General features: G+C 69.5%; 10 protein-coding genes. 8 read left to right on the top strand and 2 right to left on the bottom strand.

What is annotated here, in order from left to right:
* Nucleotides 1-8 precede the first annotated feature (8 nt).
* The 3 genes from gntD (at nucleotide 9) to EV192_RS36440 (ending at nucleotide 4,065) form a co-directional block, all read left to right on the top strand.
* Nucleotides 9-1,037, top strand: a complete 1,029-nt coding sequence (gntD, locus tag EV192_RS36450) for a guanitoxin biosynthesis L-enduracididine beta-hydroxylase GntD (protein WP_132123181.1) — start codon at nucleotides 9-11, stop codon at nucleotides 1,035-1,037.
* Nucleotides 1,038-1,094: 57 nt separating this feature from the next.
* Complete coding sequence (locus tag EV192_RS36445) at nucleotides 1,095-2,123, top strand: hypothetical protein (RefSeq protein ID WP_132123180.1); 1,029 nt, start codon at nucleotides 1,095-1,097, stop codon at nucleotides 2,121-2,123.
* A gap of 97 nt (nucleotides 2,124-2,220) precedes the next feature.
* Complete coding sequence (locus EV192_RS36440; protein WP_132123179.1) at nucleotides 2,221-4,065, top strand: primary-amine oxidase; 1,845 nt, start codon at nucleotides 2,221-2,223, stop codon at nucleotides 4,063-4,065.
* Between the two features lies 1 nt (nucleotide 4,066).
* Here the strand turns inward: EV192_RS36440 and EV192_RS36435 are convergent, their stop codons facing one another.
* A complete protein-coding gene (locus EV192_RS36435; protein ID WP_132123178.1) occupies nucleotides 4,067-5,242 on the bottom strand; it encodes a hypothetical protein in 1,176 nt (391 codons plus the stop codon).
* A 131-nt stretch (nucleotides 5,243-5,373) separates the two neighbouring features.
* Between EV192_RS36435 and EV192_RS36430 the strand changes: the two genes are divergently transcribed.
* Nucleotides 5,374-6,414: a dipeptidase gene (locus EV192_RS36430; protein WP_207926441.1), complete on the top strand. Its 1,041-nt coding sequence runs from the start codon at nucleotides 5,374-5,376 to the stop codon at nucleotides 6,412-6,414.
* 22 nt (nucleotides 6,415-6,436) lie between these two features.
* On the top strand, nucleotides 6,437-7,654 hold the full coding sequence (locus tag EV192_RS36425; RefSeq protein WP_132123177.1) for a PucR family transcriptional regulator: 1,218 nt from the start codon (nucleotides 6,437-6,439) through the stop codon (nucleotides 7,652-7,654).
* Here the strand turns inward: EV192_RS36425 and EV192_RS36420 are convergent.
* Entirely contained in the window at nucleotides 7,641-9,707 is a 2,067-nt protein-coding gene (locus EV192_RS36420) for a prolyl oligopeptidase family serine peptidase (protein WP_132123176.1), read from the bottom strand. The two genes, EV192_RS36425 and EV192_RS36420, sit on opposite strands and share 14 nt — an antisense overlap.
* Nucleotides 9,708-9,861: 154 nt before the next feature.
* Between EV192_RS36420 and EV192_RS36415 the strand changes: the two genes are divergently transcribed.
* Genes EV192_RS36415 through EV192_RS36405 form a run of 3 tightly spaced genes read left to right on the top strand, consistent with a single transcriptional unit; the run spans nucleotide 9,862 to nucleotide 13,945 of the window.
* Nucleotides 9,862-11,349, top strand: a complete 1,488-nt coding sequence (locus EV192_RS36415; protein ID WP_165960822.1) for an amidohydrolase family protein — start codon at nucleotides 9,862-9,864, stop codon at nucleotides 11,347-11,349.
* A complete protein-coding gene (locus tag EV192_RS36410) occupies nucleotides 11,346-13,325 on the top strand; it encodes a sensor histidine kinase (RefSeq protein ID WP_132123174.1) in 1,980 nt (659 codons plus the stop codon). Before EV192_RS36415 ends, EV192_RS36410 begins: the two co-directional genes overlap by 4 nt.
* The gene (locus EV192_RS36405) at nucleotides 13,301-13,945 is read left to right on the top strand and encodes a response regulator (protein ID WP_132123173.1); all 645 of its coding nucleotides are present in this window, start codon (nucleotides 13,301-13,303) and stop codon (nucleotides 13,943-13,945) included. The genes EV192_RS36410 and EV192_RS36405 overlap by 25 nt, the downstream gene beginning before the upstream one ends.
* Nucleotides 13,946-14,677: the final 732 nt, after the last annotated feature.

Raw genomic sequence — 14,677 nt, 5'->3', positions numbered from 1 at the left:
AGCGCGCAATGCACGAGCTGACGATGTCAGGGTCGGAGATCGGCATTGTCCAACGTCTGCTGGGCGATCTCAGCGGGGCATACCATTCGGTTGAGGACCCGGAGTTCCTGCGTGACCTGCCGGTCGCGGCGCAGGAACTGCCGCGCCGGATCCGGATGTTCTTCAACGATTTCAGACTGTCCGAACCGGACGGCGCGTGCCTGATCGCCGGCTACCCGGTGGACCAGGACGGGATCGGGCCGACACCGCGGCACTGGAAGAACCAGGACACGCCGTCACCGACGTTACCCGAAGAGATGTTCTTCATGCTCTGCGGATCGTTGCTGGGCGACGTCTTCGGCTGGGCCACCCAGCAGGACGGCCATCTGGTGCACGACGTGATCCCGATCAAGGAGCACGAACGCGAGCAGATCGCGTCCGGCAGCCAACAGCTGATCTGGTGGCACACCGAGGACGCGTTCCACCCGTTCAAGGGCGACTATGTGGCGCTGATGTGCCTGCGCAACCCGGACCGGGTCGAGACCACAGTGGCCAGCGCCGAGCGGATCCCCTGGGACGAGCAGGACCTGGACACCCTGTTCGAGGCGAACTACTACATCCGCCCGGACGAGTCGCACCTGCCGAAGAACCGCGGGTCGGAACGGCTGGACGACGGGACCGCCCGGCTGCTGGACGCCGCCTACCAGCGAATCGCCGACATGAACGCCAACCCGCGCAAACGGCCGATCCTGTCCGGCGACCGCGAGTCACCGTACCTGTGCCTCGACCCGTACTTCATGGACATCGACCAGATCGACGGGCCGGCCCGGCAGGCACTGGACAGGTTGAGCAAAGCGATCGACGCGACCCTGGAACCCCTGGTCCTCGAACCCGGCGACTGCTGCTTCATCGACAACTACAAGGCCGTGCACGGCAGGAACCCGTTCAAAGCCCGCTACGACGGCACCGACCGGTGGCTCAAACGCCTCAACATCACCCGCAACCTGCGTGACTCCCGCCCGGCCCGCCGCTCCAGCGCGACCCGCGTGGTCTTCTGAACCGACACCCACACCCTGCGCCGGACCGGCCCGCGCAGGGTGTGGGAGGGTGGGCGAATGGACGCGGCGCAGGCGATCTCGCTCGTGGTGGAGTGGGTCCGATCCCGGGGCCTGGACTATCCCGTCCAGGAGTTGACGGCGGATCGTTTCGAAGGCGGCTGGTGCGTGTACGCGCCGGTGATGATCGCCGACAACGACTCGGATGAACCGGTGCGGCGGTCGGTCTTCCTGGTGGGCGAGTCCGGGCGCGTCGAGGAGGTGTCGTCCGAGGATCCGGTCGCGGAGGCACGCGAATGGTTCGAGGAGTCGTGCATCTGGTTCACCGCGAGTGAGCCCGCCACCGGCCGGGCGTTCGCGCCTGACGTGCCGTCCCACCCCGATCTCGGCGGGGCGTCCCGACCTCGTCGCAGTGCCGTCTATGACCGCCAAGCCGTCGACGCCCTGGCCCAGGCCCTGACCCACGAACGCGACTTCGCCGGCTGGCTGGCCGGCCGGCTGCGTGAGCTGAGTGACCTGGTGGGCGGCAGCAGCCGGTTGACCGTCCGGCACCCGACGGCCTGGGCGGCCCGGCACGTGAGCGAACTCGCCGAGCCCGACGCCGACGGCCCCACCGAGGTGTGGCGGACCTGGCCGGCGGTCGACCCGGCGAGCCTGCCCGATATCGACACCGCCGAATGGCTGCTCGTTCCGTGTGTCGCGGCGGGTGAGTTTCTGGAGGGTCTGGAATCCGAGACGGACGCGGCGACCCGACTGGCCGACACCCTCGCCGACCGGGTCCAGGAGGCGCCACCGTGGCGTGCTTGCAACGTGGCCGAGCTCATGCCTCAGTTCGTCGCGCTGCGGCGCGGCCCGCAGATCGACGCCGACCTGGACACGATCCGTCGGCTCGTCCCCGACGAGCTGCTGCCGACGCCGTCGTCTGGCGACCCGGATGTGGAGGCGTTGCTTCGGATCGCCGTTGACGCCGAGCAGCAGCGGCGGGAGGTCGTCGACCTCGACGTCGCCGCTACCGCCGCTTACCGCCGTGTTCTCGACCGTCTCGACCTCACCTTCGAGAACTACGCGTTCGAAGCCATGTTCGAGTGACCGAACGGTTGGTCAACAGCGCATCTTTCTTGACAGCAGCCGCATGTCCGCCCGTCGGGCGTTTTGCCCGGCCGATCCTTGGCTGATACTTGACGGCATGGACGCACATCCGCTTGACCCGCTCACCGCCGCCGAACTGGTCGCTGGACGTGACGTGCTGGTCGCGGAGGGCTTGGTGGGCGAGACGACCCGCTTCCCGGCGGTGCTGCCCGAGGAACCGGCCAAATCCGCGGTCGCCGTCGACCGGCGGATCCGGTTCACGCTGCTGGACACCGCCACCGGACGCGCGGGCGACGCGGTCGTGTCGGTCACCAAGCGCGAGCTGGTGTCGTGGGAGGAACTGGGCGAGGGGCAGCCCGCGTTCATGTTCGAGGAATACGACCTCGCCCAGCAGATCACCAAGGCGTCCGAGGGCTGGCAGGCCGCGATGGCCAGGCGCGGCCTCACCGACCGGATCGAGCACGCGTTCTGCGCACCCTTGGCCCCTGGCTACTTCCCGAGGGACGACGAACACGGCCGGGTGATCCGTTCGCTCACCTTCCTGCGTGACGACGAGCACGACAGCCCGTGGGCGCGTCCGGTCGAGGGCCTGATCGTGCACATCGACCTCACCGAGCGGCGGGTGCTGCGGATCGAGGACGAAGGCGACGTGCCCGTCCCCGCCGAACACGGCCGTTACTGGGACGTCCCGGCCCGCACCACGCTCAAACCGATCGAGATCACCCAGCCCGAGGGGCCGAGCTTCACCGTCAACGGCGCCGAGGTCGTGTGGGAGGGCTGGCGGCTGCGGGTCGGCTTCAACGCCCGGGAAGGCCTGACCCTGCACGAGGTGAGCTTCCAGGACCGGTCGGTGCTGTACCGGGCGTCCGTGCCGGAGATGGTGGTGCCCTACGGCGACATCGCGCCGGGCCGCTTCTGGATCAGCTACTTCGACGCCGGTGAGTACCTGCTCGGCAAGAACGCCAACAACCTGCGGCTGGGCTGCGACTGTCTCGGTGTGATCCACTACTTCCCCGCGTTCCTCGCCGACGACCACGGGCGGCCGGTGGAGATCCCGCAGGCGATCTGCCTGCACGAGGAGGACCACGGCATCTTCTGGAAGCACACCGACCTGGCCGGGCACCCCGAGGTCCGCCGCTCGCGCCGGCTGGTGATCTCGTCGATCGTCACCGTCGGCAACTACGACTACGGCTTCTACTGGTACCTCTACCTCGACGGAACCATAGAGCTGGAAGCGAAAGCGACCGGGGTGGTGTTCGCCGGCGGCGGGATCCCCGGCGAGCAGCAGCCACACGCCACCGAGATCGCGCCGGGCCTGTTCGCACCCGTGCACCAGCACTTGTTCTGCGCGCGCCTGGATGTGGCGATCGACGGCGAGCGCAACTCCGTGCACGAGGTCGACGTCGTGGGCGTGCCGACCGGTCCGGACAACCCGCACGGCAACGCCTTCACGTGGCAGAACACCTTGCTGAGTAAGGAAAGCGAAGCCATTCGACTGGCGGACCCGGCCAAGGCCCGGGTGTGGGAGATCCGCAGCGCGGACCGGACCAACCGGCTGGGGATACCGACGGCGTACCAACTCGTGCCGCGGCCGTCCGCGACCCTGATGGCCCAGCCCGAGTCGTCCGTGCACGCGCGGGCCACCTTCGCCACCAAGCACCTGTGGGCGACTCCGTACCGGGCGGACGAACGGTACCCCGCAGGTGACCGGCCGAACGCGCATTCCGGCGGTGCGGGCCTGCCCGCGTGGACAGCCGCCGACCGTGACCTCACCGACACCGATGTGGTGCTGTGGCACGTCTTCGGCCTGACCCACGTGCCGCGACCCGAGGACTGGCCGGTGATGCCGGTCGACCGGGCCGGCTTCATGCTGCGGCCGTACGGGTTCAGCGACCGGAACCCCGCTCTCGACCTGCCTTCCGGTGGCCACTGCCACACCTGAGTCACTCCTGCTTTCCGAAGCGGGACAGGTAGAGCGCGCGTCCCGCGAGGCTCACTTCGAGGTGTTCGAGCACGGGTTCGAAGTACGTCTTGCGGTGCGCGGCGTCGGTGACGATGGTGGCGACGAAGTACAGCGCCGAGAACCCGGCGATGAACATGCACACCTGGACGAGTTCGTTCGGTGCCGGAACCTGGATGTTGAACAGCGTTCCGGGAGTGGGATCGTGGCCCACCCACGACTTGATGGCGTCGTGGGGCACGGCCAGGCGACCGAGGATCGCGAACACCGCGAAGACCAGCACCCCGAACACCAGGGCCTGCAACATCTGGGTGAGCAGCAGGATGAGGACCATGTTCGCGCGTTCCAGCCGGGTGAGCGCAGGTGCGGTGTCCGCCGGCTCGGCGCCGGTCATGAGCGCGCGGAACGGCTGCTCGGGCAGGGCGCTGACACGTTCCGGCCAGTGGGCCGCGGCCGTGAGGGTCCGCAGTTCCGAGACGAACACCGAACCCAGGAACAGTCCACCCAGGACGGCGAAGAAACTGATCACCAGCCACATCCGGCCGCGGGACACCAGGCCGGCGATCTGCCAGATCTCGGTGGTGAAGAACCCGAACGTGGTCACCAGGAGCAGCAGCGGCATGGCCCGGCTGGTCATCGCCCCGACCGCCCGCAGCTGGCGCAGCGCGGCCCGAAGCGCCCACCCGAAGATCGATCCCATCCCGACCGCGGTCAGTCCAAGAAGGACCACCGCGAAGGCCAGGTACTCCACGACGGTGGGCAACACCGCCGAGCCGTCCGCCATGTGATCGGCAACGGGCAGGACCAGCACGTAGGTGGCGATGACGACGATGGCGGACACGGATCCACGGTCGTGTAGGACGCGGTCACGGGCCCATCGCGCCGCCAGCCAGGCGCCGAGGACCGGTGCACCTATCGATGCGACCAACGTCACGGTGTAAATCACCTCGAAAGCTTCGCTTTCCAGCCGTGTCTCGAAGGCATCGTCTCCGTCGATAGCGGACAGCACGTCGTACAACACGTCGAACAAAGCGAGCCAGACCACCGCCGGCACGATCCGGACCAGGAGATTCTTCTCCAGTCCCCGGACCACAGCGGGAAGTCCCCGGCGGCGGAACCACTGCTCGACGCCGCGCCGGTCCATTTCGGACATAACCATGCCCGGATTATCACCCGGCCGTTACGCCGTCCGGCCCAGCGGGCGTTTGGCCGATCGAACCCATGGTCGCGGGGTTTGTTTGTCGGTTCCGCCAAGGTGGGTCGCCCGTCCGCCACGGGATGATGGCGGGCATGTCGATGAGCTGGCGGGACCTGCACAGTACCGCGGTCGTGGCGGATGCCCACAATGACCTGTTGTGCGCCGTTGTGGCGCGTCCCACGACCGAGTGGAGCGACTACTTCCGCCGGGAGTGGCTGCCGCAACTGCGGGCCGGCGGGGTGACCCTCCAGGTGCTGCCGGTGTTCATCGACGAGACGTTCCAGCCCGAAGGCGCCCTTCGGCAGACCATCCGCATGATCGAATGCGCCCGGCAGATCACCGCGGACAACGCCGACGACGTGACCCTCTGCCTGACCGCCACGGACATCGACGAGGCCCTGTCCGTCGGCCGGATCGCCCTCGTGTTGGCGCTGGAGAGCGCGCCCGGCGTGGGGGAGGACATCGAGCTGTTCCGGATATTGCATACACTCGGCGTGCGTATTGTATCCATCGCGCATTTCGGGCGTACCGCGCTCGCCGACGGCAGCGGCGAGGACGCGACAGGCAGCTCCCTCACGTCCGTGGGGGTGGAGGCGGTCGCGCTGCTCGAAGAGCTCGGTGTCCTCTTCGACGTGAGCCACCTCGGGGCCGCCGGGGTGTCGCACGTGCTCAACATCGCCACCCGCCCGCTGATCGCCACCCACTCGTCCGCCCGGGCCCTCCGGGACCACCACCGCAACCTGACGGACGAGCACATCCTGGGCATCGCCGGCACCGGCGGCGTGGTCTGTGTGAACTTCTTCGCCCCCTTCCTCGCGGCCGACGGAGCCACGCTCGACCACGTGGTCGACCACATCGAGCACATCGTCGCGCTGGCCGGCGTCCGGGCCGTCGGCCTGGGCCCCGACTTCGTCAAGCAGGTCCTCGCCGAGACCCAGCCGGCCTGGTGCGAACACGCCCCGGTCCGGTTGCTCGGAACGTCCCTGACGTATCTGGAGGGCCTTGAGGGGCCCGCGGGCCTGCCGCTGGTCACGGAACGGCTCGTGGCCAGAGGGTGGGCCGAGGACGACATCCGCGCGGTTCTCGGCGGGAACGTGCTTCGACTGTTCCGCGACCACTTCGGACCCGCGTAACCATCGGTCTACTGTCGGGTCCATGGCCTCTGAACTGCAGCGGCTCGTCGACAGCCTGGGGAGCAGGCTGAACCGGTCGGTCGCCATCGACGACCCGGCCATCCGGCTGCTCGCGTACAACGCGCACTCCGGCGACGTCGACGACGTCCGGATCGGCTCGATCATGCGCCGGTCCGTGCCGCGCGAGGTCGTGGACTACATCTACGGACTGGGGATCCGCGAGTCCCGGGACCTGTTCACCCTCCCCGCCCAGCCCGAGCTGGGGATGTCCGTCAGCCGGGTGGTGATGCCGATCCGGCACGAGGACGCGTTGCTCGGGTTCCTGTGGCTGATGCTGTCGGACGGCCCGGTCACCAGTGAGCACGCCGAGACTGTGCGGCAGGCGGCGACCAGCGCGGCGGTGATCCTGCAGCGCGAGTACCTGCTCGGTGAGTTGGCTCGCGGCCGGGAGCGCGAGCTGGTCCGTGACCTGCTGGCCGGTGACGAGGCGTTACGGGTGGACGCGGCGGCGCGGCTGGTCGAGGAGGATTTGATCGTCGCCGGACCGGCGATCGCGCTGGTGGTGACCGTCGAGCCGCACGATGAGCGGCCGGTGGGGGACAAGGACAGACTCGCGGTCGCGGTCGGGCTCGACCATGGGCGGCGCAGGCTGCCCGCGCGGCAGGCGATCCAGTTGCAACGGCCCGACCACGGGCTGCTGGTGGTGGCCGACCCGGGCCGGTCCGCCGTCCGTGACCTGATCACCCTCGGCAGCGCTATCCACCGGCGGGTGCTCGCGGAAGGCGGGTACATCCCCACGGAGTGCCAGGTCGGCATCGGCGAGCCGCGTGGGGTGCTCGCGGACGTCCACGACTCGTACCGCGAGGCGTGCAAGGCCGCCGCCGTCGCGCGGGTCACCCGCGTTCTCGGCTCCGTGGTCTGCAGCTCCGAACTGGGTGTGTACGGCCTGCTCGCGGATTTGCCGCCGCAGAGCCTGGAGCAGGGCCTGCATCCCGGGTTACGCCGCCTGCTCGCCCTGTCGAACGACGGCAACGACGCCCTGGTGGCGACGCTGGAGGCGTTCCTGGACAACGCGGGCGACGTCAAGCAGACCGCCGCGCAGCTGTGCCTGCACCGCGCGAGCCTGTACTACCGGCTGCGGCGGATCGAGACCGTCGCCGAGATCGACCTGGCCAACGGCGACGACCGGTTGGTGCTGCACCTGGGCCTCAAGGTCGCGCGGCTGGTCAACCTGCGCTAGGAATGAGGCCGAGGTGCAGCATGACGAACGCGAGCCACTCGGTGTACTCGGTGACCATGGTCAGCGCCGGGGTCGCCCAGCCGTGCCCGACGTCGTCCCAGATCCTGATCAGGACCGGCGCGTCGCCCGCCTGCGCCGCCTGCATCCGTGCGGCCCACTTGCGGGCGTGCCACGGTGGGCACCTCGGGTCGGTCGCGCCCGCATCGACGTACACCGCTGGGTATTCGGTGCCGTCGCGGACGAGGTGGTACGGCGAGAACCGGGACAGCCGCCGTACCTCGTCCGCGTCGGTGGGGTCGCCGAACTCCATCGTCACGACGCCTTCGCCGTACGGGTCGCGCAGCGCGCCGAGCACGTCGAGGAACGGCACGCGCGGCACGCCGACCCGCCAGAGGTCGGGCCGCTGGGTGATCGCGACGCCGGCCATCAGGCCGCCGTTGGAGCCGCCGGTGACACCAAGCAGGTCCGTGGTGGTCACCCCACGGGTGATCAGGTCTTCGGCGACTGCATACAGGTCGGCGTAGCAGTTCTCCTTGTTGGCCATCCGGCCCGCGTCCCACCAGTCCTTGCCGTACTCAGCGCCGCCCCGCAGATGCGCGTGCACGAAAAGCCCGCCGGCGGCCGCGAAGGACGCCATCGCGCCGGGGAACATCGGCAGCCAGGGCACGTTGAAGCCGCCGTAGGCGTAGAGAAGCGTCGGATGTGGCATACTGTATACGGTAGACTTAAGACGAAGGATATGGTATGGAATGGCCGTCCCGTCCGGTGAGGTGGCGAAGTAGTCCTCCACGATCGCGCCTGGGACTGTGACCTCGGCCGGGCGCAGCAGCTCGACTTCGTTGTCGGCCAACCGATGCCGGTAGATCGCCCACGACGACGCCAGGGTGGAGAAGCCGAACAGGAACTCGTCCGGGTGCGGCGGAGACAGCACACTCATCAACGCGAAAGGCAGCTCGTACAGCGCGCCCGACCCGGGCAACGCCACCGTACCCAGGTCCGCGCCGGTCCGGTCCACGATCCTGACCTTCGCGTACGTGTCGACGAACTCGGTCACGTACAGCACGTCGCCGATGGCCGTGATCGACCGAAGCACCGCGTCCGACGCGGCCACGAGGTCGACCCACGCCGAGGTGTCGTTCGCGTCGGCGGAATCCAAGGGAATAGCCACTATTCGGCCACGCGGAGCGTCCACATCGGTCAGTGCGATGTAGGTGTCGCCGAACACGTGGCCCGCGACGGTGCCGGACACGTCGGTGACGAACGGACGCCACTCCGGCGCCGGATCGTGCGTGTCCAACACCGCGACCGGGGACGGTGTGGCCAGGCCGTGTACCGCCACGATCCACCGGCCGTCCCGGGATACCTGGATCGCCGTGTAGTCCGGCCCGCCCGCCGGCACCGGGATCGGCTCGGGCGCGGTCGGCGGCTCCTTGTCCAGGTCGTGCCGGAACACCGCCAGGTCCAGTTCGCGGACCGGGCCGGTGAGCGCGTAGAAGTAGAACCCGCTGGAGTCCGGCAGCCATGCGACGCCACCGGTCCAGGAGTCGTACAACACCTGTTCGGGCACGTGGTCGTGGTGTTGTCGACTGTCTACATCGATCAGCCGGATGGTGTTCTGTTCGCTGCCGTCGGTGCAGATCCCGATCGCCAGGGTCCGGCCGTCCGGGGCGGGCGACTGCCACGACAGGTAGGTGTCGACTGTATGCAGGTCGGCGAGATCCACCACGACCTCGCCCGCGCCGAACGGCTCGTCGGCGACGACGACCCGGGGCGCGCGCCCCTTGACGGGGGTGTCGGCGCGAAACCACCGGCCGCCCGCGTAGCGGGGCATGTTGGGGAAACGGTCTACTGAATACCGGTGAACAAGTTCCCGCAAAGTGTCGTAGTGCGGCCATTCCTTGACGTGATCTTCGGCCAGTCGCGCCTGCTGACGTTGCCAGTGCGTGACCTCGTCGGTCTCCTCCTCCAACCACCGGTACGGGTCCGGCAGCCGCACACCGGCGATGTCCTCGTACGCGTCGACCGTACGGGTGGGCGGATACGGCGGGACCATGAGCACCTCCTGGACGTTGACCGACCGTAACCACCTAGAGTCGCCCGACGGCATCGACAGGCGTCGAGAACGGCCGCGGGGATCTCCGGCAAACGTCACATGCCTGCGGCCGGCCAGTAGGGGACTGTCGACCGGACGTGAAACGGAGGTCGCAATGACGGCACAGCGTCGCCGTCGGGAGCCCTGTGACGTGGTGTTCACCGGGGCGCGGGTGATCGACCCGGAGACGGGACTGGACGCGGTGCGTGACGTCGGTATCACCGGCGGCACGATCACTGAGGTCGGGCCGGGACCGATCACCGCCGCGCGGACCGTGGACGCGACAGGGCTGGTGCTGGCGCCCGGGTTCATCGACCTGCACAGCCACGCGCAGTCCAGGGCGGGCTTGCTGATGCAGGCCCTGGACGGCGTCACCACCGCGTTGGACCTGGAAATGGGTTCGGCCTCGGTGGCGGGCACTCTGGCCAGGGCTTCCGCGGCGGGCAGGCCGATCAACTTCGGGTTCTCGGCGTCGTGGCTGCTGACCAGGATGCGCCTGTTCGACGACGTCCCGGCCGGGGAGCCGTTCCGGACGTTCACCGAGTACCAGGACCGGCCGAACTGGTCGTTGCCGGCTGCTGACCGGGATGTCGACCGGGTCCTGGACGCGGTGGAGGCCGAGGTCGCGGCGGGCGGGATCGGGATCGGCGTGCTCGTCGGGTACGCGCCCAGGACCGGCGCGGGCGAGTACCGGGCGCTCGCGGCCCGCGCCGCCCACCTTGGCGTGCCGACGTTCACGCACGCGCGGTTCGCGTCCGTCCAGGAACCGGACAGTTCGCTGGACGGCGCGATGGAGGTGATCGACGCGGCGGCCGGCACCGGCGCGCACATGCACCTGTGCCACATCAACAGCACGTCCAACCGGATGATCGACGAGATCGCGGTCGCCGTGGCGAAGGCCCAGCGCGAGGGCCACCGGGTGACCACCGAGGTGTATCCCTACGCGTCCGCGATGACCGTGGTGGGCGCGGCGTTCCTTGACCCGGGCAAGCTCGGCCGGCTGGGCATCACGCCGGACAGCCTGTACTACATCGCCACAGGGGAGTGGATCCGGGACGAGCGGCGCCTGACCGAGCTCCGCGCCACCGACCCGGGCGGACTGGTGATCGTGCGGTGGGCGGACGAACAGGTCGAAGCCGACCGGTCGGTGTTGCTGCGGTCGGTGCTGCTGCCGGACACCGCGATCGCGTCCGACTCCGTCCCGGCTCTGCTGCCTGGCGGCTCGATGACCGACGAATGGCCGCCACCGGAGCAGGCGATGACCCACCCCCGCAGCACCGGCTGCTACGCCCGCACGATGGGCTGGCTCGTCCGTGAACTCGGGGTGCTGTCCCTGCCCGAGGCGATCCGCCGCTGCACCCTCCTGCCGGCGCAGTTCTTGGAGGCAGCCGTCCCCGCGATGCGCGCGAAGGGTCGTGTCCAGCCCGGAACGGACGCGGACATCGTCGTGTTCGACCCGGACACCATCGCCGAACGCGGCGACTACCGAACCCTGGCCACGTCAACCGGTGTCCAGTACCTCATGGTGGGCGGCCGGTTCGTCGTCGACCAGGGCCGCGTCGACCCGCACGCCGACGCGGGCCGCGCGATCCGAAGCGAATGACTTGGGCATGGGCGTTGCTTCCGGCCGTCGCGGTTTACGTCGCGGCTTTACGTTGCACCGCGCGTCCAGTCCTCATCGCGGTCGCTCTGGCGCTGCTCGGCGGTGTCGGCATGGCCGTCGTTTACGGCGTGACTGCCCGTGCCGCCGTCGGTGGGGGATTGGTGGCGGCGGGTGCCGTGGCCTTGGTGTGGTCGGCCGGTCGGTGGCGTAGACGTCGACGGGCCATCCGATCAGCCGCGATCCCACGTCAGGCCGTGCTGAAGCTGGCCGCTGACACGGCGCGTAACCGACTCGCCGCCGAGCTACACGATGTCGCGGCGCACCGACTGACCTCGATCGTGGTGTCGACCGGCGCGGCGGTCCACCTCGCCGACCCCACAATGGCCGCTCAAGCCGCCCAGCAAGCCTTGACCGCGGGCCGGATCGCCGTCGCCGAACTGGACCGTCTCACCACCGCCGGCCCACTCCCTGACACCCTGGCCGAGGTGGACTTTCTGGTGTCGGAGTTCCCAGGCGTCGACTACCGGCGGGAGGTCGGCACCGCGCCGGCGGAGGTTGTGGCGACGGTGTACCGGGTGGTTCGGGAGGCGTTGACGAACGCCACCCGGTACGCCTCCGGCGCCAGGATCCAGGTCCGGATCGACGGTAACCATGACGAGGTCACGGTGGCGGTGGTGGACGGTGGTGGTTGTCGGGCCGAGGTGGATGGCGGTTCGACGGTGGTGGACGGTGGTGGTTGTCCGGTCGAGCTGGGTGGCGGTTCCGGCGGTGGGTCGGGTTCGTCGGTCGGGTTGAGGCTCGGTTCCGGTTGGGGGCTTGCCGGGCTGCGGGCGGCGGTGGCCGCTGTCGGTGGCACGTTCACCGCCGGGCCGGAAGGCTCCGGCTGGGCCGTGCGCGCCTGCCTTCCCGTGTCCGGGCCTTCCCCACCTCGAGATCGGGGTGTGCCGCTCGATGGTGTGGCTCCGGCGCTGGCGGTGGCCACGTCCATCGGGTTCTCCCTGATGTCCGACGAGGCGCCCGATTCGTTCGCCTCGATCGTGCCCGCCGCGTCCTTGCTGCTTGTGCTCGGCCTACATGCGGTGTCGCTGGTGTCTCGGCGCCGTGCGCCCGGCCGGAGTCTGGCGCTCGCGTTGGTCGCTTTCCTTCTGTGGCTGGGGTTCGACTCGTTGGAGTGGACTTGGGCGCCGGCCAATGACGCGTTTCTGGTGCTGTGGTGGGTGGAGTTGGTGCTGGTGTACACGGCAGGGGTGGCGCGGGCGGGTTGGCACGCTCCGGCGGCTGTGGCGGTCATCGGTGGGGCCGTGCTGGCGAGTGGGCGTGGGATTGTCGGTGACCGGGTTGGGGCGGCCGGGGTGTTGGCGGTCATGGTGGCGGGCCCGACGTTCGCGGTGTGGGCGATCGGGTTGTGGGTCGGTGCCGTTCGGCGACGGCGACAGGCGGCGGCAGCGTGCTCACGCGCGGCCTTGGACCGCAGTACGGCCGACGCGGCCCGCGCGGAGCACCAACGGGTGTCGGCTGGGCTCCACCGGTCCGCGCGGCGGCACGCCGAGGCCGTGGTCCAGGCCGCCGACGCGGGAAAGCTCGCATTGGCGCGGGTCAGGGCACGTGCCGGGCTGGTCGCGCTCCGGCGGCTGCTGATGGACCTGCGGGACGATCCGGCGTCCGACGACATCCCGCCGACACTGGCCGGGATCCCGGTGCTGGCGCGGCGTCGCCAGGCGGCCCATCGCCAGATTGGCGAGCCCCGCGCGGTGTCGTCCGTCGTCGAAGTGTCGGCGTACCAGGCGGCCGAGACGCTGGTGACGGACGGATCGGTGATCACCGTGGCGCACCTGGGTTCCGGCATCGAACTGGCCGTCTCAGCGCCGACGCGCCCCGACCGGCGGTTGCGTGGCATGGTGGACGCCATCGGCGGCCGGGTCACCGACGACCGGGATGGCACGATACGGGTATGGCTGCCCGACCCCGCCCGGTGATCACGGTGCTCGTCGCCGACGACGAACCGGTTGTCCGCGTCGGCATCTCCGCGATCCTGGACGCCGAACCGGACATCGAAGTGGCCGGTCAGGCAGCGGACGGCCGTGCGGCGGTGGAAGCGGTCCTGGCGCTGCGGCCCACAGTGGCCATTGTGGACATCCGGATGCCCGGAACCGACGGCCTCGCGGCAACCGCCCACATCACCGCGGCGGCTCCCGCGACCAAAGTCATCGTGCTGACCACCTTCGGCCAGGACGACCACGTGTTCGCCGCGCTGCGAGCCGGCGCCGAAGGATTCCTCCTGAAGGACGCCCCACCCACCCGGATCATCGACGCGGTCCGGGCAGTGGCCCGCGGCGACGCGATGATCGACCCCGGCGTCACAAGGCTGCTGATCGACCGCCGCGCCGCGCGCCCACCCGGCCTCACCCCGCGCGAGATCGACGTGCTCACTCACGTCGCAAGTGGACTGTCTAATGTGGAGATAGCCGGCGTGCTCGGACTGAGCCCCGCCACGGTGAAGGACCACGTGGCCGCGTTACTGGGCAAACTGGGAGTCCGCAACCGGGTACAGGCTGCCGTCGCCGCGTACGACCTCGGCTTTGTGCGGCCCAGGTAGGAACAGAATGCGCTCGCCGGGCGGGCTGATCGACCAGGAGACAGGGGAAGGGACTGCGTCCTGTCTCCCGCCCGACCTGCCAAAGGCAACCACAGGCGTCAAGAGGCCGGTTCCCGCTCGGGGTTGCTCTCCGCTTTTAGCCTCTTGACACCTGTGGTTGGGCTGCGCCCAGGTCGGCCGGGAGACAGAACGAAGCACCGGTCTGGGGCGCGGGCACGCGCAAGAGGTGGCGGGTGAGTCGGCGGGCGGGTCGCCAACCTCGCTGCGTTACGTCATTCGGGCGAACGGCGAGAGTGGTGAGTGGGGTTTGTAGTGGCTAGCGGCCAATTGGAACGGTTCAAAGGGTCCTCAAGACCCGCCAACCTTGGTGGGCGTCCGCTTGGTGGGACTCGGAGGTCGTATCGTGGGAGTTGGACGCCCTGGCCGGCCATTGTGGACAGACGGCTGCTCAAGAAGCCGACCGGACGACCCAGCCAGCCGCACTCCAGCCCTCGGCCTCCGACCTGACCTCAGTCCTCAGCCGCCCAGCCCGGGTCCTTATGCTCGGCGGCCCCAGTCCGGTCCTTGTGCTCAGGCACCCCAGTCCGGCTCCTTGTCCTCAGCCATCCAGCCCGGCCGTTGTGGTTGACCGCCCCTGCCCAGCCCTTGTGCTCGGCGGCCCAGCCCGGCCCTCAGCCACCGACCGCAGTCCCCAGCTCGCCGACCCCAGCCCTCAGGCCCCAGCCCTCAGCC

This window comes from Actinocrispum wychmicini (assembly GCF_004345645.1).
In the GTDB taxonomy this organism is placed as follows: domain Bacteria; phylum Actinomycetota; class Actinomycetes; order Mycobacteriales; family Pseudonocardiaceae; genus Kibdelosporangium; species Kibdelosporangium wychmicini.
The sequence above is the reverse complement of the archived record's forward strand: the minus strand, read 5'-3'. Positions and strand labels throughout refer to the sequence as shown.

Coding starts and splice junctions, on each gene's coding strand:
- gntD (WP_132123181.1), top strand. CDS start 9: ATGCACGAGCTGACGATGTCAGGGTCGGAGATCGGCATTGTCCAACGT.
- EV192_RS36445 (WP_132123180.1), top strand. CDS start 1,095: ATGGACGCGGCGCAGGCGATCTCGCTCGTGGTGGAGTGGGTCCGATCC.
- EV192_RS36440 (WP_132123179.1), top strand. CDS start 2,221: ATGGACGCACATCCGCTTGACCCGCTCACCGCCGCCGAACTGGTCGCT.
- EV192_RS36435 (WP_132123178.1), bottom strand. CDS start 5,242: ATGGTTATGTCCGAAATGGACCGGCGCGGCGTCGAGCAGTGGTTCCGC.
- EV192_RS36430 (WP_207926441.1), top strand. CDS start 5,374: ATGTCGATGAGCTGGCGGGACCTGCACAGTACCGCGGTCGTGGCGGAT.
- EV192_RS36425 (WP_132123177.1), top strand. CDS start 6,437: ATGGCCTCTGAACTGCAGCGGCTCGTCGACAGCCTGGGGAGCAGGCTG.
- EV192_RS36420 (WP_132123176.1), bottom strand. CDS start 9,707: ATGGTCCCGCCGTATCCGCCCACCCGTACGGTCGACGCGTACGAGGAC.
- EV192_RS36415 (WP_165960822.1), top strand. CDS start 9,862: ATGACGGCACAGCGTCGCCGTCGGGAGCCCTGTGACGTGGTGTTCACC.
- EV192_RS36410 (WP_132123174.1), top strand. CDS start 11,346: ATGACTTGGGCATGGGCGTTGCTTCCGGCCGTCGCGGTTTACGTCGCG.
- EV192_RS36405 (WP_132123173.1), top strand. CDS start 13,301: ATGGCTGCCCGACCCCGCCCGGTGATCACGGTGCTCGTCGCCGACGAC.